This window comes from Kitasatospora sp. NPDC096147 (assembly GCF_044763225.1).
GTDB lineage: Bacteria > Actinomycetota > Actinomycetes > Streptomycetales > Streptomycetaceae > Kitasatospora.
Genome location: NZ_JBIWFX010000004.1, coordinates 4,281 through 25,435, shown reverse-complemented (window position 1 = coordinate 25,435; position 21,155 = coordinate 4,281). Strand labels below are relative to the sequence as shown.

The 21,155-nt window shown below is 72.6% G+C and carries 13 protein-coding genes and 1 pseudogene; 7 read left to right on the top strand and 7 right to left on the bottom strand.

What is annotated here, in order from left to right:
- Positions 1-32: 32 nt before the first annotated feature.
- From ACIRBX_RS14270 to ACIRBX_RS14260, 3 genes are all read right to left on the bottom strand, one after another.
- Complete coding sequence (locus ACIRBX_RS14270; RefSeq protein ID WP_402296516.1) at positions 33-923, bottom strand: peptidoglycan-binding protein; 891 nt, start codon at positions 921-923, stop codon at positions 33-35.
- A 356-nt stretch (positions 924-1,279) separates the two neighbouring features.
- Positions 1,280-1,708, bottom strand: coding sequence for a hypothetical protein (locus ACIRBX_RS14265; protein ID WP_402296514.1), 429 nt, complete (start codon positions 1,706-1,708; stop codon positions 1,280-1,282).
- A gap of 406 nt (positions 1,709-2,114) precedes the next feature.
- On the bottom strand, positions 2,115-2,384 hold the full coding sequence (locus ACIRBX_RS14260; protein WP_402296512.1) for a hypothetical protein: 270 nt from the start codon (positions 2,382-2,384) through the stop codon (positions 2,115-2,117).
- 578 nt (positions 2,385-2,962) lie between these two features.
- Here ACIRBX_RS14260 and ACIRBX_RS14255 point away from each other — a divergent pair.
- Positions 2,963-3,967 (top strand): LuxR C-terminal-related transcriptional regulator, encoded by a 1,005-nt coding sequence (locus tag ACIRBX_RS14255; RefSeq protein ID WP_402296510.1) that lies wholly within the window; start codon positions 2,963-2,965, stop codon positions 3,965-3,967.
- Positions 3,968-4,060: 93 nt separating this feature from the next.
- On the opposite strand, the gene ACIRBX_RS14250 is transcribed toward ACIRBX_RS14255, so the two are convergent.
- A complete protein-coding gene (locus ACIRBX_RS14250) occupies positions 4,061-4,807 on the bottom strand; it encodes an alpha/beta fold hydrolase (RefSeq protein ID WP_402296508.1) in 747 nt (248 codons plus the stop codon).
- 229 nt (positions 4,808-5,036) lie between these two features.
- Complete coding sequence (locus tag ACIRBX_RS14245) at positions 5,037-6,662, bottom strand: phospholipase (protein WP_402296506.1); 1,626 nt, start codon at positions 6,660-6,662, stop codon at positions 5,037-5,039.
- A 520-nt stretch (positions 6,663-7,182) separates the two neighbouring features.
- Between ACIRBX_RS14245 and ACIRBX_RS14240 the strand changes: the two genes are divergently transcribed.
- From ACIRBX_RS14240 to ACIRBX_RS14215, 6 genes are all read left to right on the top strand, one after another.
- Positions 7,183-7,779 (top strand): O-methyltransferase, encoded by a 597-nt coding sequence (locus ACIRBX_RS14240; RefSeq protein WP_402296504.1) that lies wholly within the window; start codon positions 7,183-7,185, stop codon positions 7,777-7,779.
- A 430-nt stretch (positions 7,780-8,209) separates the two neighbouring features.
- The gene (locus ACIRBX_RS14235; RefSeq protein ID WP_402296502.1) at positions 8,210-9,490 is read left to right on the top strand and encodes a cytochrome P450; all 1,281 of its coding nucleotides are present in this window, start codon (positions 8,210-8,212) and stop codon (positions 9,488-9,490) included.
- Between the two features lie 208 nt (positions 9,491-9,698).
- Positions 9,699-10,499 (top strand): alpha/beta fold hydrolase, encoded by an 801-nt coding sequence (locus ACIRBX_RS14230; protein ID WP_402296500.1) that lies wholly within the window; start codon positions 9,699-9,701, stop codon positions 10,497-10,499.
- Positions 10,500-10,662: 163 nt separating this feature from the next.
- Entirely contained in the window at positions 10,663-11,697 is a 1,035-nt protein-coding gene (locus ACIRBX_RS14225) for an NlpC/P60 family protein (RefSeq protein ID WP_402296498.1), read from the top strand.
- 231 nt (positions 11,698-11,928) lie between these two features.
- On the top strand, positions 11,929-12,279 hold the full coding sequence (locus ACIRBX_RS14220; RefSeq protein WP_402296496.1) for a peptidase inhibitor family I36 protein: 351 nt from the start codon (positions 11,929-11,931) through the stop codon (positions 12,277-12,279).
- A gap of 136 nt (positions 12,280-12,415) precedes the next feature.
- The gene (locus ACIRBX_RS14215; protein WP_402296495.1) at positions 12,416-13,360 is read left to right on the top strand and encodes a hypothetical protein; all 945 of its coding nucleotides are present in this window, start codon (positions 12,416-12,418) and stop codon (positions 13,358-13,360) included.
- A gap of 75 nt (positions 13,361-13,435) precedes the next feature.
- Here ACIRBX_RS14215 and ACIRBX_RS14210 read toward each other — a convergent pair whose 3' ends face one another.
- The gene (locus ACIRBX_RS14210; protein WP_402296493.1) at positions 13,436-15,736 is read right to left on the bottom strand and encodes a BTAD domain-containing putative transcriptional regulator; all 2,301 of its coding nucleotides are present in this window, start codon (positions 15,734-15,736) and stop codon (positions 13,436-13,438) included.
- Between the two features lie 151 nt (positions 15,737-15,887).
- Positions 15,888-21,155 (bottom strand): annotated as a pseudogene (locus ACIRBX_RS14205) (hypothetical protein); the annotation flags it as partial.

Sequence of the window (21,155 nt, the reverse complement as noted above, 5' to 3'; positions counted from 1 at the left end):
GGGTCGTGCTCGGGACGGGGTACCGTGCGCGCTCAGTGGGTGCGCTGGTACTCCTCCCAGGTCTGGATGGCGACGCGCGGGCCGTCGTCGGCACCGTGGTTGGCCAGGCCGTTGAGGCCGAGGTAGTAGTCGCCGGTCTGGTTCTGGGCCTGGGTGGCCAGGTCGGTGTCGTTCAGCGCCGCAGCGTGGATGTGCCACGGCCAGTTGCCCTGGCTGGGGCTGCGGACCCAGGCGGCGAAGCCGACCTGGCGCAGCGCCTTGGCGACGGCGGTGCGGGTGGCGGCGGTCATGCCGTCGACGTTGATGTCGACCACGCCGCCGCCGTCGTGGGTGCCGGCCGAGGTCGGGTCGCCACCGGGGTTGTAGGAGCCCTGGTCCAGCTTCAGGTGGACGCCGGAGAGGCGCTCCGCCTCGGTGAGCATGCTCTGGGTACGGGTGTTGACGGTGTATCCGTCGCGCTTGACCTTCGCGCCGACGCCGATCTGGCGGGACACGGTGTACCGGTCCTTGCCGAGCGCGGTGAGCGAGGTGACGCCGGGCAGCCCGTTGGCGTCCAGGCCGGTGTAGCCGAGGGAGCGCTGGAAGGCGGCGTAGGCGGCGACGGTCGTGGTGCCGAAGTAGCCGTCCACCCAACGGGATTCGAGCAGGCCCTTGGCCTGGAGAGCCCGCTCGACCGCCAGCACCGAGTCCTTGGCGCCGGGGGTGAGCGTGCTGTCGGCACGCCGGGGGTCGATCTGGGCGGCCAGCACGGTGGCCTCCATGTCGATCGCGGGCAGCGCGGCGGCAGCCGCCGCCGGGGCGCCGGCGGGGGACGCCGGGGCTGCGGCGTGGGCCTGTGCGGCGCTCAGCACCAGGCCGCTCAGGACGGCGACGGCGGTGAGCAGCCGGGTGGCGGTGGTACGGGTCTTGGTGGCGGACGCCATGGGGTGGTTCCTTCTGGTTCGGTGGAGGATCGGCCTGGACCTCGGCCCGGTGCCGGCACTGGCGCCGGCACGGAGGGGCGGGAGGTCCGGTGGGGGGCTGCCGCGAACGAGGGCAGCGCTCGGCGACACCCGTGGCGGGTGCGGCCGTCGGCGACGTGGTCGCTGCGGGGAAGGGCGGCGTCGGCGCGAGCGCGCCCGCCGCTGCCCGGCGGAGCCGGGTGAGGTCTGGGGGCTCCGGGGCCGGCCCGAGCGGGCCGGCCCGGGCCGGTGGATGCGGCCGGCTTGCCGACATCCGCGGGATGTCGGCAACGGCCTTTCAGGACAGGGGTGTCACGGGTACCGCGGAAGGCCGGGGATCAGCAGCGCTCATCGGTCTTGGCGACGGCGTCCCCCGGGTACGGGAACGGGCCGGTGCCCCGCCAGCCCAGCGCCTTGGTGCACTGCGTCAGGGTGTTGGCGCCGGAGGACCAGATCTCCACGCTGTTGTGACCGCACTGCGGGTCCTGGACGGTGGTGCCGGTGAGGATGGAGGTGCAGACGTCCCAGCTGCTGTGGGTGTTGCGGTAGCCCTCCCAGACGTACAGGTAGGCGTAGTTCTTGCCGCAGCCCTTGTACTGCTTCACCGAGGCCATCGTCTCGCCGCCGACGGTGACGTACGCGGTGGAGCCGATCTGGGTGACGCTGGAGCAGCCGGACGGGGTGGAGGCCTGGGCGGTACCGGGCACCGCGACGAGCAGCGGGACGGCGAGGGCGGCGACGGCGGCGATCTTGGTCAACATGGCCATGACGGAACAACCTTCTTTCGAGGCAGGTGAGTTGGTGAGGATCCGGCGATCGGCGCCGGGACGCTTGAGTGAGCCCGTCTGCCGCCGGAGCGGGCCACCGGGCACACCCGGCGCCGCACCGAAGGGCGCTCGGGTGCGGGTCGGACCGCATGCTGCGGCCGGCCCGGTGGCCCCGGGACGTGCGGGGCCGGCAGACGGAAGTGGAGGGGCCCGTGGTGACGCCGGCCGTCGGGCCGGGGCGGTCGGGCGGAGCTCCGCCGGAGCGGAGGTGACGCGTGCCGGGCGGTCCGGGACGATCGGGCCGGGGCAGGCGGGGGGGGTGGTCGAGGCGGGCAGCGGGGTGGTCGGGCTCCCGGCACGACCACGTGCGGGGCCGAGGAGAGTCGTGGGCTTGTCGGTGGAGCTGCTACCTGAGGGCGAGGCCCCAGCCGCTCAGGGCCGGAGTGTGCCGCAGGGCGCGTTCGCAGACGCGGCGCAGGTTGACGATCGCCGCCTCCGGAGTGGCCGCGATGATCGCGGCGGCGATGCGGCAGCGGTTGAACTCGAGGCGGGTGCGGAGGTGTTCCACCCGGTCCTCGGGACGGCTGTGCACCCAGATCAGATCGGTGACCGCTTCAGCTGTCAGCTGCGCCGACGTCGGATCGGGACGTATGAGAGTCACCGCGACCAGATGCACGGAACCAGGTCAGCTCTGCGCAGGTGGGGCGGGGCGCGGGCTGTCCCAGTCGAAACCGGTGCCGGCGGCGATGCGCTGGACGCCCGAGTGGTCCGCGACGGCGCTTCCGGCGACGCCCGAGGTCGCTGCGGCGACTCCGAGGCCGACGGTGAACGCGACGGTCAGAGCGGCACACACGATGCGTATTGAGTGACCCACGACTGTTCTCTCCCGTTTCGTAAGCAATGCCGTACCAGTGATTGCTTTGCGGCTCTCGCCCCGGTTTCGGTGGCGTTCGCTGCTGTTGATGAAGATCCTGCCGCCCACGCTGTGCGATGTCACGGCTACAGAGCTGGCACCAAGTCACCTGGCAACTAGGTGCAAGATCGTTTAGGTGGCCTCTGGTCCAGTCCACCGGACGGAGCACCCTTCCTGACCTGAGCCGACGTCAGTTCCCTTGGCACACAACCTGCGTGGCGCATCGCCCCTCCGGCCCTCGCCGCACCGCCGCTCCGACCGGGCCGCCGACCCGGCAAAGGCCCCGTCAAAACGCCCTCCCAGTCCTTGGAAAGGCATTGCGTCGGCGACCCCGGAGACTGATGATGATCTTCGACATCGAAGGGGGATCGGTGCTGCAAGCACTCGGACTGAGCGCGCTGACGGAGAACGTCTACAGGACCCTGCTGGCCGAGCCGGACTGGGGAGTCGACCGGATCGCCACCTATCTGCACCTGTCGGAAGAAGAGACCCGACGGGCACTCGACGAACTGCTGGAACTGACCCTGCTGCGGCCCGCGACCGACTCCGAAGCTCCACGGGCCGTCAGCCCGGAGGTCGGACTGACCAGACTCCTCGCCCACAACCAGAACCAACTGCTCTTCCGCCAACAGCAGTTGGAGAGCACCCGGACCGCGATCGCGGCCCTCTCCGCCGAGTACGTCGACCGGCGGCCCGACGACGAGATGGTCATCCGGCTGGAGTCCCTGGACGCCGTCCGCGACCGCCTGGAGGAGCTGGCGGCGACCGCGACCCAGGAGTGCCTGTCCCTGATGCGCGGAGGCGCCGTCCGGCCCGACGCCATCCAGGCCGGCAAGCACCCGAACCAACTGGCCCTGGAGCGCGGCGTGGTGATCCGCAGCATCTTCCAGGACAGCTTCCGCAACGACCCCGACACCCTGCGCTACGCCCGGTGGCTGGCCGACCTGGGCGGCCTGACCCGTACCGTGCCGCTGCTGCCGATGCGGCTGGTGATCGTCGACCGCAACATCGCCCTGATACCGACCGACCCCAGTGACGGCCGCCGCGGCGCCCTGGAGGTGCACGGCGAGGCCCTCGTCCAGCCCCTGTGCGCGCTCTTCGACGAACTGTGGCGCAGCGGGGCCGACTTCGGTCAGCCCGCCCCGCGCGACGACCAGGAGCTCACCGGGTCCGAGCGCGCCCTGCTCCAACTGCTGAGCCACGGCCACACGGACCAGTCCGCCAGCCGCAAGCTGGGGCTATCCCTGCGGACGGTGCGCCGGATGATGCAGGACCTGATGACCCGTCTGGGCGCCGACAGCCGCTTCCAGGCCGGGGCGGAGGCCGTACGGAAGGACTGGCTGTGACCAGGGGCGGAGGCCGCCCCGGCCGGTAGCCGGACGAGCGCCTGGACCGCCGACCGGGGCCGGGCCACCGACCTGACGGCCCGTCGGCATGCGCTACCGGGTGGGTGCCCCCAGGAAGAACTCGGCCACGGTCGGGGCGATGGCGGCGGGATGCTGCTCCGGGCCGAAGTGGTCCAGCTTGGGGAAGGACTCGTACCGCGAGGCGGGCAGGATCTCGTGGATGTACCGGGCCGCTCGTCCCGCTCCGGTGGTCCCCGCCTCCTTGCCCGCCATGAGCAGGACGGGCTGGGTGAGCCGACCGTACTCACGGAAGGTGGAGTCCCGGGCGGCGATCTCGGCGTGTTCGAGGATCGCCGCAGGCAGCAGGGCGTGCTTCTGCAACCGCTCCGGCTTCCTGATGGCGAGCGGGAGGATCAGCCGCAGCAACCAGCGCGGAGCCTTGCCGCTGGTCTCGGGGTTGACGCCCCGGACGAAGGCTAGGAAGGCCTCCGCCGGCTTCCCGGCGGCGAGTTCGCGACGGCACCGGTCGGCCCAGTCGACGGGGATCGATCCCTCGACGGACACGCCTGGTTCGTACACGGCGATGCGCTCGAAGGCGGATCCGGCCAGCGCGGCCTCCAGGGTCAGGAAGCCGCCGAAGCTGTGGCCGAACACGAACCGCGCCCCGGTGGCCGAGCGGACGGCCTCGATGTCCGCGCACTCGGCCGCCGCCCCGTAGCCGTCGCCCTGCGGGCCGCTCGCGCCGCGCCCACGCCGTTCGATGACGTGCACCGTGAAGCAATCCGCCAGGGCCCCGGCCAGCCGGTCGAAATCGGCCGCGACCGCGAAGGCGCCGGGCACCACCAGGAGGCCCGGGCCCGATCCGACACTGCGGTCATCTCGGATTCTCCGTGCTTCACCGTTGCTCGTGGGGCGGGCCGCTGACGGCCCGTCGGGCCGGGCCACCGGCCGGGGGCACCGGACGGCGGCTCAACTCCGGTTCACACGTGAGGAGTCCACGGTGGTGGGCGGCGTGAGGCAGCGGTCCCGGGTTGGTCCCAGGACCTGCGGAGGGAGGCCGGCCGGCAGGTCAGGCGCGGCAGGTGCCGGTGCTCCAGTCGATGGTCGCGGTGGCCCGGGAGTACTGCCACTCGGGGGTGAGCAGGTCACGGTCGAGGTGGGCGGCGGCCGTCGGATCCTGGACGATGTAGCCGAAGTCCTGGAGCCAGGCGGGGTAGAGGTTCTTGGAGCCGATGTAGAAGGCGGCGTCGTCCACCGCCACCAGCTTGTGGTGCAGCGCGTAGGGACGGCCGTCGGCCCAGGTGGCGGTGGGGGCGGCCCGGAAGGTGGCGAGCTGCAGATTGCCGCACAGGGCGGCGCCGGCCTTGCCCTGATCACCCGTCAGCACGGCCAGCCGGGCCTTGAGCAGGTCGCTGATCTCGGCGAGTGACCTGATCTGCGAGTAGCCGCCGCTGCCCACCGCACCCCGGTTGGCCGGGTCGCTGACCACGATCCGCACCTTGACGCCGGCCGCCAGCTTGGCCGCCAGCAGGTCGTAGAGGCGGGAGTCGTAGCGGGCCAGCGGCGGGCAACTGGCGTTCAGGTCCTGCTGGGAGATCTCGACGTGCCGCCGGGCGCTGCCGATCAGGGCGCGCAGGGCGTTCTCCTCGGGGTTGACGGTCTCGTGGTCGCGGTCGGCGTTGGTGCGGTCGGCGAGGGTGAGCGGGCCGCACGCGGCATCCGCCGCGCCGGCCACCGGGCCGGGACGGTAGGCGGACGAGGGGTCCCGGTCCTTGATGCCCACGCCGAGGCCGCCGACCGCGATCACCGGGACGTCACCGGTGGCGGGCGCGGTGGGGTTGAGCTCGCGCTCGATCGACGGACGGCAGGCGCCGCCGTCCGAGGAGGCGAACCAGGCCAGGTCGAGGATGCCCGTCCGGCCGCAGGTCCACTCCCAGAGGGTGTCCAGGTAGCGGGCGGCGGAGGTGGCGGCCGGACCGGTCAGCGCGAGGTCCACGTCGGTGACGGGGTGAGTCGTGTCCAGGTAGTCGTTCTTCCAGCCGTTCACACCACCGGCGATGACGGTGCGTCCGTCGACCACCAGGAGCTTGGAGTGGTTCCAGGAGAACGCGGTGCGCGAGGTGGTCATCGAGGCGACGTTGAGGCTGACCGCGCCGGCGGCCGGGCCGAGCGCGGCGATCAGCTCGTCGCGGTAGCGGGAGGGCAGCACGTTCGCGTGGTAGACCGGCGCGGCACCGACCAGGATCCGGACGACCGGACGGTGGCCGGCCGCGACCGAGGCCCTGAGCCCGGCCACCAAGGCGTCCTTGAAGCCTCCTTCGGGGAACGGCGCGAGGGTGGAGAGGTCGACGGTGCGGGTGGCGGCGGCGACGTCGGCGGTCATCCTGGCGAGCAGCGCGCGGGTGCCCGGCCGGTCGGCACAGCCGGCGTCGCCCCAGCAGCCGGGCGTCTGGAGCAGCCAGCCCGCCGGGTCGGCGGCCGTCCCGGCGAGCCTGTTGCCCTCGGTGCGCTGCCAGACGGTGCCCTCCAGTCCGGGGGCCACCTCTCGCAGGACGCGCTCGACGGCGTCGAGGTGGGCGGTACCACCTGGTGCGGGTGGGGCGGCCATGGCGGGGGCGGCCGGTGCGACGGCGAGCAGAGCGGCGGTGGCGAGGGCGGTGCACAGGAGGCGGCGGCGGGGGCCGGGTCGGGACATGTGACGTTCCTTCGGAGCGCGGCGGGTGACGGTGGTTCACCCGGAGGACGCCCCGAGATTACTGATAAGTAACATCAGCGCCTAATCTGCACATGACAATGAGCCATCAGGCGCGATCCACACCCGTCCACCGGCCCCCGCCGTTCGACGGGGCACACCACCCGCCCGCAACACGACGGCGGGGCGGGCTCCCTGACGTCTGGTCAGCGAGCCCGCCCGGGGGGTCGTCCGGAGCGTTACCGCGCGCCGCGTCGGCGCAGTCGGGCCGCCGTCAGCACCATGGCGCCGCCTCCGAGGAGCAGGACAGCAGCGGGGTGGACGAGTTCACCCTCCCCACCGGTCTCGGGGAGCTCGCCGCGCGGCGGCGGCATGCGCGGGGCGGGCGGGCCTCGGCGTCCTCCGGCACCCTCCGGTCGAAGGCGATGTCGGCGGCCCCGAACGGCGCCGGAGCGATCGGACGCGATCGTACGATGTCACATGCCACCGATGCCCGACGGCATCGACGACGAGGGGGGACTCCGTGTCCGTGCAGGGAACCGACAGCTACTCCGAGGGCGGCACGCTACCCGAACTGGTCACCCGGGCGGTGATGTTGGCGCGGCGGACCGGATTCACCAAGTCCTGCCGCCTGGAGCAGGGCCGGCTGCTGCACGCGCTGGCCGCCGGCGCACGCGGGCAGATCGGCGAGACCGGCACCGGCTGCGGAGTCGGGCTGGCCTGGATGGCCGCCGCCCGGCAGCCGGGCGTGCGGCTGGTCAGCGTCGAGCGGGAGCTCCGACTGGTCGAGCTGGTACGGGAGTTGTTCGCCGAGGTGCCCGACGTGGAGATCGTCCACGGCGACTGGACCCGGATCCACGAGTACGGCCCCTTCGACCTGCTGGTGGTCGACGGCGGCGGCAACGGCAAGCAGACCGAGGCCGCCGACCCGGAGCGCCTGCTGACCCCGGCCGGCACGATCGTCATCGACGACTTCACTCCGCTGACCAGTTGGCCCCCGACCCACCAGGGGCGGCCCGACCGGGCCCGGTCCGACTGGCTGGAGCACCCGGCACTGCTCGCCACCGAGGTCCGGCTCGCCCCCGACCTGTCGACGGTGATCGGCACCCGGCGCCCCTGACCGCCGCCGCCCTCCGGGGCGGCCCCGAGGTCCGGAAGTCGCGGGCCGGACGGCACACAGTCCGCCCCGGCCCGCACCCGGCGCGGCGATCCCGGGCCCGGAGCTCCGCCCACGGACCGTCAATTCGCCTTCCGTGTACGGATCACCGCCCGCCCCCGGGGCTTTTCCGCGCCCCCCGGGGGCCGCACCTCAGCGGCGCTCGCCCCCCTCTGCCCTCACCCGGCCGGACGGCACCCGCCCCACCCGCACCACGCACCACGGGCCCACCAGCCGACCCGTCCACCGGCCCCGCGCGGCGGAACCCCCGGCGGCCGTCCCGTTGTCATACGGACGAACACCCACTCGATACGCTGAGGCCCGCCGCCGCGCCGGCCGTACGACGACCCCTTGGCCTGTCGGCCTCCGCCCGGATCTAGGAGCACACCCGTTGATGACCAAACTCCGTTCCCGCGCCACGAGTTGGATAGGGCGCCGGTACCTGGCCCGTACCGCGCGGAACGGTCTCGATCTCTCCGATCTCACCTCTTTCCTGCCCGAACCGCTGCTGATGTCCCTGAAGCGGGACGGAGTGGACCCGGTGCCGGCCATGGCCGAGATCCGGGAGGCGACGCCGATCCGGAAGCTGCCGCTGCCGTTCGGCTTCGACGCCTGGCTGGTGACCGGGTACGAGGAGGTCAAGGAGGTCCTCGGCCGGCCGACCGGCTTCAGCAGCGACTTCACCAACCTGGTCGGCAATGCGGGCGTGACGGAGGGCCAGAACCCGGGCGGGCTGGGCTTCAGCGACCCGCCGGTGCACACCCGGCTGCGCAAGCGGCTGACCCCCGAGTTCACCATGCGCCGGATCAGCCGGCTGGGCCCCCGGATCGACGAGTTGGTGACCGAGCAGCTCAACGGGATGGCCGCCGCCGGAGCGGGCCCGGTGGACCTGGTGGAGCACTTCGCCCTCCCGATCCCCTCGCTGACCATCTGTGAACTGCTCGGCATCCCCTACGAGGACCGCGAGGACTTCCAGCGCCTCGGCACCGCCCGGTTCGACCTGTTCGCCGGGGCGGGCGCCCCGTTCGGCGCGATCACCGAGTCGCTGGCCTACCTCCAGGGCGTGGTCCGGCGCCAGCGCGCCGAACCGGGCGACGGCCTGCTCGGCATGCTGATCAAGGAGTACGGCGACGACATCGACGACCAGGAGCTGGCCGGGCTCGCCGACGGGGTGCTGACCGGCGGCTTCGAGACCACCGCGAGCATGCTGGCCCTCGGAGCCCTGGTGCTGATGCAGGATCAGCAGGCCTTCGAGCGGCTCCGGGACGACGACGCGGCGGCGGCCCCGTTCGTCGACGAGCTGCTCCGCTACCTGACGGTGGTGCAGATGGCCTTCCCGCGGTTCGCCCGCGAGGACATCGAGATCGCCGGAGTCCGGATCGCGGCGGGCGACGTGGTGCTCTGCTCGCTCAGCGGTGCCAACCGGGACTCCGCCTTCGGCGCCGACCCCGAGACCTTCGACGGCGACCGGCAGGCCCCCTCGCACCTGGCCTTCGGCTACGGCATGCACCGCTGCATCGGCGCCGAGCTGGCCAAGATGGAGCTGCGCGCCGCGCTCCCCGCCCTGGTCCGCCGCTTCCCCGACCTCCGGCTGGCGGTCCCGGCGCAGGAGCTCGCCTTCCGCAAGCTCTCCATCGTGTACGGCGTCGAGAGCCTCCCGGTCCTGGTGCGCTAGCAGCCTTCCCCAGGGGCCCTTCGCCCCTCCCCGGCGGCCATGGCCCCGGGGCACGTCCGACGCGGATCGTCCGCCACGGGCGCGCCCCGGCCATGGCCGTCGGGTTTTTTGTACGCCCGTCTCATACATTCGTCTTGCACGCTTGTGCCAATCCCCTCTAGAGTTCAGGCATCGAAGCCCGCACACCGACCCGAGGGACGGACACGCCATGACCACCGAGCAGACCAGCACCACCACCACTCGGCACGAGCTGGACCTGGCCGACCGCCGGCTCTCCTACCTGGACTTCGGCGGCCCGGGCCGCCCGCTGCTCGCCCTGCACGGGCACCTGTCGGAGGGTCAGGGCTTCGCCGGGGTGGCCCGCGAGCTGGCCCCCGAGTGGCGGGTGATCGCACCGGACCAGCGCGGCCACGGCGACTCGGACCGCGCGTCGGAGTACGGCCGCGAGGGCTACCTGGCCGACGCGGTGGCACTGCTGCGCCACCTCGACCTGGGTCCGATCCCGGTGATCGGGCACTCCGGCGGTGCCATCACCGCCTACCAACTGGCGGCCCGTCACCCGGAGCTGGTCAGCGCCCTGGTGAACGAGGAGGGGCCCGCCGAGCTGCCCGCCGGCCCGAGCCCGCTGGCCTTCGTGCTCGCCATGCCGTGGACCGCGCCGACCCGGGAGGAGCTGCTCGCCACCCTGGGGCCGCTCACCGCGATGGTCGGCCCCCGGCTCCGGGAGCTCCCGGAGGGCGGCTGGCGACTGCCCTTCCACCCGGCCGACACCGTCGACTCCGAGGAGGCGGTGCGCGGTTCGCACTGGGACGACTGGCTGGGCAGCCACTGCCCCGCCCTGCTGGTGCGCGGCAGCACCTTCCCCTGCCTGCCCGAGGCCGCGGCCACCGAGATGGCCGGACGCCGCCCCGACACCCGGCTGGTCACCCTGCCCACCGACCACTTCGTGCACGACACCGACCCCGTGGGCTTCGGCGCGGCGGTCCGGGAGTTCCTCGGCGCGCTCTGACCGCCGCAGCGCGCTCTGACCACAGCGATCACGGAGATCGCACCCCGGTCTACTCCCAGCCGGTCCTAAACTACTAAGGTACCTAGGAGTCCGAGGCCGGGAAGCGGCCGACGCGTCCGGCCGCCTCCTCCGGTGGCGGGCCGGTTGACCGAGGAGCCGTACCGTGGGAAAGCGCCGCAAGCCGAGTCCGCCGAGCCGTGCCAAGCTCGCCGTCCTGACCACCGCGGCGGCCGGCACCGCCGTGCTGGCCTCCTCGACCCCGGGCTTCGCCGCCCCCAAGCCCGACCTCGCCGCCGTCAAGAAGCAGGTGGACGCGCTGTACGAGGAGGCCGAGGCGTCCATCGAGAAGTTCAACGGCGCGGACGAACGGGCCAAGAAGCTCCAGGCCGAGGCGAACCGGCTGCAGACCCAACTCGCCGAGGGCCAGGAGAAGCTGAACGTCGTTCAGGGCCAGCTCGGCGCACTCGCCGCCGCCCAGTACCGCAACGGCGGGGTGGATCCCTCGCTCCAGCTGATGCTGAGCTCGGACCCGGACTCCTACCTGCGGCAGGCCTCCACCCGGGACCAGGAGGCCGACACCCAGCTCGGCCTGCTGCGCCAGGCCCAGCAGCAGCAGCGACGGCTGGACCAGCAGCGCACCGAGGCCGCCGCCGCGCTCGCCGCCCTGGACGCCAACCACCGGGCGCTGGCCGAGGAGAAGGCCAAGGTGCAGACCAAACTGGCCGAGGCCAAGGCCGTCCTCGGCCGCCTCACCGCCGCCGAACGCGCCCAGGTCGACGTCGACGAGGCCGGCCGCGCCTCGCGGCAGGGCAACGACCGCACCGATCTGCCCCAGATCCCCGCCTCCGGCCGGGCGGCGGCCGTCCTCGCGTTCGCCCAGGCGCAGATCGGCAAGCCCTACATCTGGGGCGCCGAGGGTCCGGCCGGCTTCGACTGCTCGGGCCTGACGCTGCGGGCCTGGGAGAAGGCGGGCGTCCGGCTCCCCCGGGTCTCCCAGGACCAGTGGAACGCCGGCGCCCGGATCGCCCGCGCCAACCTCCAGCCGGGCGACCTGGTGTTCTTCTACTCCGACCTGCACCACGTGGGCATCTACATCGGCAACAACAAGATGATCCACGCACCGCGCACCGGCAAGAACGTCACCGTCCTCGACCTCCAGTACATGCCGGACTACATGGGCGGCGTCCGGCCCGGCTAGGCCGTCCCGCCGGCGGCCCGACGGACCGTCCACGCGGTTCTGAGCGGCCCGTGACAGGCCCGTGAGCCTGTCGTGAGCGGGGGTGAGCGAGAGGTGAGACCGGTGTGAGGGCGAGGCGGAAGTGTGGTGGTCGCAGGGCGGAGCGGGACGGGCCAAGGCGCCGGTCCCACCCGGTCCGGCCTGCGGTTCCTCCACCACATTCCTCTCTCCACGAGTCAAGGACCGGAACACATGCGCATCAAGCAGACCATCGCCCTGGGCCTCGCCACCGCCGCTGCCGCCACCCTCGCCCTGGCGGGCACCGCGTCCGCCAACGACGTGACCCTGTACGAGAACTCGAACTACGCGGGCGCCACGGTGGACGTGTACGGCGACGTCGCCAACTTCGCCGGCTGGACCTTCAGCAACGGCCACGCGGTGAAGAACAACGCCGCTGCCGCCTGGAACTGGGGCCCGGGCGACGCGAGCATCTACTTCAACTCCAACTTCGGCGGCAACTCCGACTACATCGCCGCCTACAGCGGCCGGTCGCGCCTCGGCTTCACCTACAACAACAACGCCTCGCTCCGCTTCTGGGGCTGAGTGCCTGCGGGTGGCCGGCCGCCCCACGCGGCCGGCCACCCGCGCCCCGTCCCGCCGACGACCCACCCCACCACCGACCGTGGCCCGACGACCATGGCCCGCCACCGCCCCGCCGGCCGACGAGGAGCACGTCCGCATGCCCAGGTCCCACCTCCGCTCCCGCCGCCCCGCCGGGGCGTTCCTGATCCCGGCCGCCTTCACCGCCGTGGCCGTCGCCCTCGCCGGCTGCACGACGGAGACCCGGGCCACGGCCCGCCCCGAGCCCGTACCGACCGCCGTCCGGGACGCCATCGACCTGCGGCTGCCGGTGACCGCCTACACCCCGACGGCGGACGAGAGGCTGCGCTCGCGGCAGGCCGTCCAACGCGTCCTGCAGGACTGCATGAAGGACTTCGGGCTGTCCTTCCCCAGCCACGACCTGCGGGCCCCGAGCGGTCCGGTCTCGGCGACCCAGATGCGGTACGGCGTCACCAGCCTCGCGCAGGCCGAGCTGACGGGGTACCACTTCGGGGCAGCCAACCCCGGCTGGACCGCGACCGGGCCCGCCCCCGACCCGCCGGACAACACCGACCCCGGCTACCAGTTGGTGCTCAAGGGCAACGGCGCGCCCGGCACCGACGGCACCCCGGCCGACCACCTCGGCAAGCCCGTCCCGCCCGGCGGCTGCATGGGCGCGATGTCCCGCAAGCTCGCCGCCGGGGCGACCTTCCGGGGCGAGGCCGCCCTGGTGAAGCAGATCAGCGCCGAGGGCTTCGACCGGAGCCTGAAGGACCGGGCCGTGGTCGCCGCCTTCGCGAAGTGGTCCGCCTGCATGGCCGACCGGGGCCACCACTACGCGACGCCGATGGACGCCCTGAACGACCCCGCCTTCGCCGAGGCCGAGCCGGCCCCGAACGAGCGGGAGACGGCGAAGGCCGACGTCGCCTGCAAGGCCGAGCACAACGTGGTCGGGATCTGGTTCGCCGCCGAGGCCACCTTCCAGCGGGCCCGGATCGCCGAGCACCAGGAGGAGCTACGGACCATCAGGAAGCAGATGGACCAGCAGAACTCCCTGGCCGCCACCGTCGTCGCGACACCCTGAGGGCCCCTCTCCCTCCGAGCCCCTCTCCCTCCGAGCCCCGCTATCGCGGGCCCCTCGTCCGGGACCACCACCGGCTCAGGCCGCCTGCCACTCGGCCCGCCACCACTGGTCCAGCCGCTGCCCGTAGAGCCCGGCGGCGATCCGCCAGGCCAGGTCGTGGCGCCCGAGCCCGGCGGCGATCCTGACCGCCTCCTTGAGCGCGGGCACCTCGCGCACGCACCAGGCCACCGCCTCGGCCTCGTCCGCGAACTCCGGCGGCTGCCACGTGCTCCGCTCCTCCGGGGACGGAACGGGCTGCACTCCCGGCTCGATCACCCGCTGGGCGGCGGCCGTCGCGGCGGCGTACCAGCCGACCAGGCGCAGCACGGCCGCGTGCCGGGCGCCCTCGAAATCCTCGCCCTGCCGGGCCAGTTCACCCGCGTACTCGCCCAGCAGGTCGTGGAAGCGGTAGGACTGCGCCTCCGCCTCCTGGAGCAGGTGCGCGTCGATCAGGACGTCGAGCAGGTCGCCGGCCCGGTCCGGGGACAGGCCCAGGAGGGCGGCGACCGCATCCAGCGAGAGCGGGTGGGCGGGCCAGGTCCCGAGCGTCCGGAAGGCCCCGGCCGCCTCGTTCTCCACCTGGACGGCACTCTCCCGCAGGGCGTGCAGGCTCATCGCGAAGACCTCCTCGACGGCGATGCCGTCCACCGCCAGCGTGCGCATCCGGCCGGGGGTGTCGGACATCCGCCGGGCGAAGCTGCTCAGCGGCAGGGTCGGCCGGCCGGCCAGCCGGGCACCGGCGATCCGCAGGGCCAGCGGCAGTCCGCCGCAGGCGGCGACGATCTCGTCCACCGCCGACGGATCGGCGGACACCCGCTCGGCGCCGCAGATCGCGGACAGCAGGGCCCGGCCGCCCTCGGCCAGCGGCGCCAGGGCCAGGCGGTCGACGTCACCGAGCCCCGCGAGGGTACGGCGGCTGGTCACCAGGGCGGCCGAGGCTCCGCTGCCGGGCAGCAGCGGCCGGACCTGGGCGCTGTCACGGGCGTTGTCCAGCACCACCAGCACCCGACGCTCGGCCAGGGTGGCGCGGTAGAGGTTGGCACGGTCGTCCGGGTGCTCGGGTATGCAGGCTCCGGGGATGCCCAGGTCGAGCAGCAGCCGGGCCAGCAGATCGTGCGGCTCACGCGCGGTGCACGGCCCGAAGCCGTGCAGGTCCACGTACAACTGCCCGTCGGGGAAAGCCTCCCGGGCACGGTGGGCGGCCTCCACGGCGAGGGCCGTCTTGCCGATCCCGCCCATCCCGGTGATCACCGTCATCCGTGGAGCTTCGGTACGGCCCAACCCGCGCTCCAGAGAGCCCAGTTCGCCATGACGGCCGGTGAAGTCCTTGGGCCGGTGCGGCAGTTGGTTTGGCCTGGGCGGCCCGGCCGGATACGGGGCGAGCGTGGCCCGCTGCTGCCGCACCAACCGCACCAACCGCTCCCCCGCGTCCCCCGCGTCCCCCGGCTCCGGGCCCTCCGGACCGTCCGAACGCCCCGCCTCCGAGTGCCCCGACTCCGCACGCCCTGACCCCGAGCGCCCTGACCCCGAGCGCTCCGGCCTCGGGCCCAACGGCGACGGGCCCTGCCGCCGCCGCGGCGGGACCTCCGCCCCGTCCGGCTCACCGAGCAGGATCTGCTGGTGGGCGGCTTTCACGGCCGCCCCCGGCTCCACTCCCAACTCCTCGTCCAGGGCGTGCCGCAGGGCGTGGAAGACCTCCAGCGCCTCGGCCGTCCGGCCGGTGCGGTGCAGCGCCAGCATCAGCTGCCGGTGGAAGCCCTCCCGCAGCGGGTGCGCCACGGTCAGCGGCACCAGCCCGGTACTCAGGCCCTGGTGGCGCCCGGAGTGCAGCAAGGCGTCGAACCGCCACTCCAGCAGCTGGAGATGGGCCTCCCCCAGATTCACCGCCTCGGGCGCCTCGGCCAGCGAGGGCAGGCCGGCGAACGGCTCCCCCCGCCACAGCGCCAGCCCGGTGTCGGCCGCCGCCGCCACCTCCGCCCACTCCTCCCGCAGCCGGGCGGCCCGGGCCCGCTCCACCTCGGCGACGAAGGCCGTGCTGTCCAGCTCTCCGGCCCGGACCTCGAAGCGGTAGCCCAGCTCGGAGGAGTGCAGCCGCGTCGCGCCGACCGGCCCCAGGGCCCGGCGGAGCCTGGAGATGTGGTTGTGCAGAGCGGAGTTGGCCGTCGGCGGCGGGTCCTCGCCCCAGAGGAAGGCGAGCAGGCGCTCGGTGGAGAGCGCCTGGTTCGCCCCCAGCAGCAAGGCCGACAGCAGCAGCCGCACCTTCGGTCCGGTGACCGGGCGCTCCTCCCCGTCGACCTCGACCAGCAGTCGTCCCAGCAGACCAAAGCGCAGCGCCACGTTTCCCCCGAAACCGTTGCCCGACTGACCGTCATGCTCCGTGCTGTGCAGGTGTGTTGCGCGGGCACCGGACACCGACGCCTCCTGCACGAACCGTCCCCGGCACGATCTCATTCCCGGGCGGCTCCGGGCACCGGAGCCGCCCGGGCGGTCAGGAACCGGAGGCCTGCGATCCGGAGGGCTGCGACCCGGAAGGCTGGGGCACGACCACGGGCTGCCCCTGGGGCTGGGGCACGACCACGGGCGCGGGTAGGGGCCAGCCGTTGTCCCTGCCCGCGTTCAGCTTCTCCGCGCTCACCTCGCCGACCACCGGAGTCCATGCCTTGATGTAGTTGACCACCCCGCTCACCTGCTCTCCGGTCGGCGCGGTGCCGGGCGGCAGGTTCTTCAACTGACCGATCAACGCGGCAGCGCCCTCCGAGGTGCCGCCGGCCAGCTCGACCAGGCGGTGAGCAGCCCGGATCTCGGCGGGGGTCGGCTCGAAGCCGTAAGCCGCCTGGGCCACCCGGACGGTGGCCGCCAGTCGGTCACGGTCCTCCGGCGTGGCCGTCGCCTCGTTGAAGGGCGTCGTGGTCTCGGACATCGCCGACACCACGCTGCCGGCGAACGTCGGATCGGCCGTGAGGCGGAACTCACCGCCGTTGGCCCGGTCGGTGTGGGTGACGTAGTGGTCGGCCGGGACCGACACGGTGCCGGTCTCGGCGTGCGGGATGTCCACCGTGAAGGGCAGCACACCGGTCTCCGTGACCGGCTTGCGGCCGTTGTCGAAGAACGTCATCTCCACCTGGACCGCTCCCGAGTAACGGGCCATCGGGGTCGCGTACTTGCCGTTGGAGACGACCTGTCCGGCATCCCCGTGCCCGCCGCCCTCGCGCCAGACCCGTTGGACCCCGCCGACCGCCGCCGGACTGTGCGTCGGGTCCCCCGTGATCTTGGCGCCCACCTGGAGGCGCCCACCCGCGTTGTGCACCGACTGGTCGGAGTGGACCTGACCCGCTCCGGTGGAGTTGGCCGGGCTCGACTCCACCGCCTCGTCCTTGCCCTGGTACTCGAGCGAGACGACCTTCATCCCGACATCGACCCCCTTGCCTCCGCCGAGGGTCAGCCGGTTGGTCGGCACCGCCGCCGTCACCCCCGCACCCTGCGTCGCGCTGGTGAACAGCGCGGACAGTTGGCTGTGCGAGGTGGCCGCCCCGACCATGGGCGCCAGGTCCTTCCACTCCGACTCGCCGAAGTACTTCGGCCCCCGCATCCGCGCCAGGTCCTGCACGCCGCCCACGTCACCGAGGAAGCGCAGCACGTCGCTGTCGCGCAGTCCGCTCGCCCAGATCCGGTCCGGCGGGACCCGCTGCTCGGTCGGCTCGGGCGCCTCGGTCGCGAGCGGTCGTGGCGTGCGGTCGCGCTCCTCGACGCCGAGGGCGGTCTCCGAGGTCTCCACCAGGGTCTCGAAGCCGACCGTCGCGGTGCGGCGGTCGACCGACGAGCCGAAGAGCGACGTCCTGGTGATGGTGAACTGGAGCTCCGCCTCCGCCTTGTAGGCACTGCCGGGCACCTTGGCCTTGGTCGCCGAGCCCGCCGACGTGCTGGTGGTCCGGACGTCGTTGTGGTCCTGGCCCTTGCCGGCGACGCCGGTCAGCCCGCCCGTCACCGAGACCGGTCCACCGGCGATCGGACCGGAGCCGGACACTCCGAGGGAGCCCTGGTGCCCCTGGTGACCGCCGGTGGCGTCGGCGAAGGTGCGCTGCACGTCGGTGCCGGTGTTGAACTCGGTGGTGCCCGAATCCCCCAGCCGGGTCATGGTGTCACCGAGCACCGCCGTGACCCGGACCGTGGTGCCACCCTTCGTCACCACGATCTCGTCACCGGCCATCATGCCCTTGAGCCTGGCCTGCAGGCGGTCCGGCGACAGCTCCTGCTCCAGCTTCTGCCGGATGCCGTCCCGGTCGGAGCCGAACGGATTGTCCGTCTTCGTCTTCGTCTTCTGCCCCTGCCCCTGCCCCTGCTCCTGCCCCTGCCCCTGCCCCTGCCCCTGCGTGGACGCCGTAGCGGGCTTCTTCACCACCGTCTCCACCTGGGAGAGGATCGACCCCTTGCCAGGGAGCTCATGGACGTCGGTGACCACCGCCGAGGAGTCCAACCGCCGGCCGGCCAGGAAGCCCTGCGGCTTCGGCTCCGGCGTCGTGGCGGGCGACTGGTCCGCCGTCACGGGGTCGACGTCACGCATCGGGACGGCCACCCGGGCCGTGGCGCCCACCGGCTCGATCTTCGCCTGGCCGTCGTCCACTCCGAGCCGCTTGAACTCCACCTTGACGTCGTAGCTGACGCCCACTTCGAAGAACGCGGCCGTCTCGACGTGCTTGGCCCGGTTCGAGGTCGAGCCGACGGTCTCGGTGCCGTGCGAGTACGTCCGGTCCGTCCGGTGGGCGTAGGCCGCCGTCACGTCCACCGGCTCGATGCCCACCTTGAGTTGACCGCCCGCGTCGAGCCGGTCGCGCCGGTCCTGCACCGTGCCGTTGCCGCGCGAGGTGCGGGAGCCCGACTCGAACTCGTAGTTGTTCACCGTGGAGTGGTACTGCGCCCCCTGCACCCGGGCCGTGACGGTGATGTCGGCCCGCCAGGTGGTACCGGAGACCGACTCGGTGATCTTGCCGCCCCGGGTGAGCTGGGAGAGCTGGGTCTTCAGCGCGATCCGGTCGAAGGACTCGTCGAGCTGCTGCTGCACCTCGGCGCTCGGCTTGCCGTACTTGTCCTTGATCGCCTTGGTCACCTCGGCGTGCACCTTGTCCGCACCGTTCAGGGTGTGCACCACGTACGAGGCGTTCAGCTGCTTCTGACCGGACATCCGGGCCGGCGGGAGGTGCTGCTCGGCGGGCTCGTGCTTCTCGGGCGCGGCCACCTTGCCGGGATCGTCCGGCCGCCCGAAGGAGTCGTCGTGGTCCGCCGCCACCTGCGTCTTGGTGGTGTCGGCGAGGTCCATGCTCACCTCGACGTCGAGGGTCACGCTGTCATCGGCCCTGCCCTTCCCCTTGTCCTGGCCCCCGCCCGGGGTCTCCCCGGCCTTGCCGATCCGCACGTCCATGCTCAGTCCGGCCCCGTAGATCGCCTGCGGCGCCTTGTACTTGCCGCTGGCGTACACCCGGTCGGCCCGGCGGTCCTGGGTACCGACCCGGTCACGCCGGTGGCCGTTGGCGGTGGCGAGGATGTCGGCCGGCGGCACGCTCTTCTTGTCGGCGAGCCCGAGATGGGCGTTGACCGCCTTGGTCCCGGCCGACTGCCGACGGTCGATGCTGAACGCACCGGTCTCGTTGACGATGTTGAGCTCGGCCTTGTCGTCCTTCCGGCGGAAGGTCATCGTCTCGACCTTGGCGGTGGCCGTGATCACCAGGTTCTTCTTCCCCGGGACCTTGATCTCCAGCGGCTCGCCCCGGGTCATCCCGGTCATCCTGGCCGCCAGGTTCGGCTGGGTGAAGCTCTGCAGCACCTGGTCCCGCATGCCGTCCCACTCGTCGCCGAACTCCTCCCGGCCCTTCCGGTCCACCAGCTTGCGCAGCTCGGCGGCACCGGCCACGTCGCGCACCACGACGGTCTCGCCGAGGCCACCGCCCTCCTGCCAGACGGAGACCGGCGGGCTGTAGGTGTCGCGGCCTGGCGGGTCGATCGGCTCGATGGCGTCCTCGTTGCCGGGATCCGTCTTCGGGGGCTCGGCGTCCTTCCCGTTCGGCTCGGGATCCTTCCCGTTCGGCTTGGAGTCCGGGCTCGTGGTGTCGGCCTTGTCCACCAGGAGCTTGACGTCCGCCGTGCCCGCGACGTGCGCCGTGTCCTTCCCGTTGAACGACATGCTGAACTCCACCGGACCTTCGTACCGCACGCCCGGCACCTTGGACTTGACGGTCAGTTGGGACACCCGGTTGGTGCCCTCGATCCGGACCTTGTCCGTACCGAGCCGGCCGGCCCCACCGAGGCCGTACAGCCCCGCCCCCGACTTGAACGCCCCGGTGACTCCGAGCTGGCCGGCCTTGCCGCCGGTCTTCGCCGTGCTCTGGACCTGCTGGACGGTGGTGCCGATGTTGAACTCGGTCTCCTTGGTGGAGCCGGTCTGCCGGAGCTCACCGACCTTGGCGTTGATCTCGACCGTGCCGAGCTTCCTGCCGCCCTTGTCGGTGAGGGTCACGGTGGTCGGCTCACCGGAGGTCATGCTCTTCAAGTCCCGCTGCAGGCGGGCGAAGTCGACCTCCGAGAGCACCTTGTCGCGCATGGCCGGCCAGTTCTCGCCGAACTCCTTCCGGCCCTCCTCGTCCACCTTCTCCAACAGGGTCTCGACCGGCCGCTTCCTGGCCCCCGTCCCGTCCTTCGGCGGTTGACCGTTCGACCCCTCCGCCACGGGCCCCTCACCGTCCGACTCGACCCGGGCCGTCAGGTCCAGCACGATCTCCTGGCCGCCGATCCGGCCGTTCTGCAGCCGCTTCGGGGGGTTGCGGGGATCGCCGCCCGTGTCGTCGATCACCACCGGGACGGCCACGGTCACGTCGATCTCCACCGTGGAGATCCGGTCCGACGCCGGAGGCCCCGGCTTCACCGGGGCGGACCCGTGCTTCAGATCGGTGAAGTCGAGCTTCAGCTCCATCGTCTTGTTGTGCGTCTCCGCCTGCCCGGCGGTCTTCGACCGGGCCACCATCCCTCCGAGGTCGACCTTGACCCGGCCCTTCCCCTGGCTGTGGTGGTAGCCCGCCGCCTCGGCCGGGTCCGCGACGCCGACCGTCTGCCGGGTCTGGCCACCGAGGTTGAACTGCCAGAGGGAGTTGCTGCCCGCACCGAGTGAGACCGTGCGGTCGGCCCCGTTCTCGAACTCGAGCTTCCCGATGCCCTCCCCCTTCTGCGAGTTGGTCACCGCACCGCTCAGCTTGATGCTCCCGCTGAACCCGTTCGTGTTGAGCGGGATCGTCACGGTCTCGCCCTGGGAGAGCGCGGCCACCATCGGCCGCAGGGTGTGCGGCCCGAAGTGGGTGTCGCCGAAGACCCGGATCGCGGCGCTGTCACCGGGGTTGCTGGTCTTCAGTGCATCGATGACCTGCTGCCGGACGGCCTGCTCGTTCCGGGTGAGCCCGATCACCAGGTCACTGCCGGCAATCCGACGGGGGTCGGCTTCCTTGGGGCGGTCCTTCGACTTGTCGCTGGGCTCCGGCTTGTCCGACTTGCTCGTCTCGGGCAGCTGCTGCTTGTCCTTCTCCCCGTCCTCCTTCTCCGAGCCCTCCTTCTCCGAGCCCTCCTTCTCCGACTCCTCCTTCTCCGAGCCCTCCTTCTCCGAGCCCTCCTTCTCCGACTCCTCCTTCTCCGAGCCCTCCTTCTCCGAGCCCTCCTTCTCCGAGCCCTCCTTCTCCGAGCCCTCCTTCTCCGAGCCCTCCTTCTCCGACTCCTCCTT

What these genes read in the sequence shown, in the direction of transcription:
- ACIRBX_RS14270 (WP_402296516.1), bottom strand. Translation starts at nt 923, where the DNA reads ATGGCGTCCGCCACCAAGACCCGTACCACCGCCACCCGGCTGCTCACC.
- ACIRBX_RS14265 (WP_402296514.1), bottom strand. Translation starts at nt 1,708, where the DNA reads ATGGCCATGTTGACCAAGATCGCCGCCGTCGCCGCCCTCGCCGTCCCG.
- ACIRBX_RS14255 (WP_402296510.1), top strand. Translation starts at nt 2,963, where the DNA reads ATGATGATCTTCGACATCGAAGGGGGATCGGTGCTGCAAGCACTCGGA.
- ACIRBX_RS14245 (WP_402296506.1), bottom strand. Translation starts at nt 6,662, where the DNA reads ATGTCCCGACCCGGCCCCCGCCGCCGCCTCCTGTGCACCGCCCTCGCC.
- ACIRBX_RS14235 (WP_402296502.1), top strand. Translation starts at nt 8,210, where the DNA reads ATGACCAAACTCCGTTCCCGCGCCACGAGTTGGATAGGGCGCCGGTAC.
- ACIRBX_RS14230 (WP_402296500.1), top strand. Translation starts at nt 9,699, where the DNA reads ATGACCACCGAGCAGACCAGCACCACCACCACTCGGCACGAGCTGGAC.
- ACIRBX_RS14220 (WP_402296496.1), top strand. Translation starts at nt 11,929, where the DNA reads ATGCGCATCAAGCAGACCATCGCCCTGGGCCTCGCCACCGCCGCTGCC.
- ACIRBX_RS14215 (WP_402296495.1), top strand. Translation starts at nt 12,416, where the DNA reads ATGCCCAGGTCCCACCTCCGCTCCCGCCGCCCCGCCGGGGCGTTCCTG.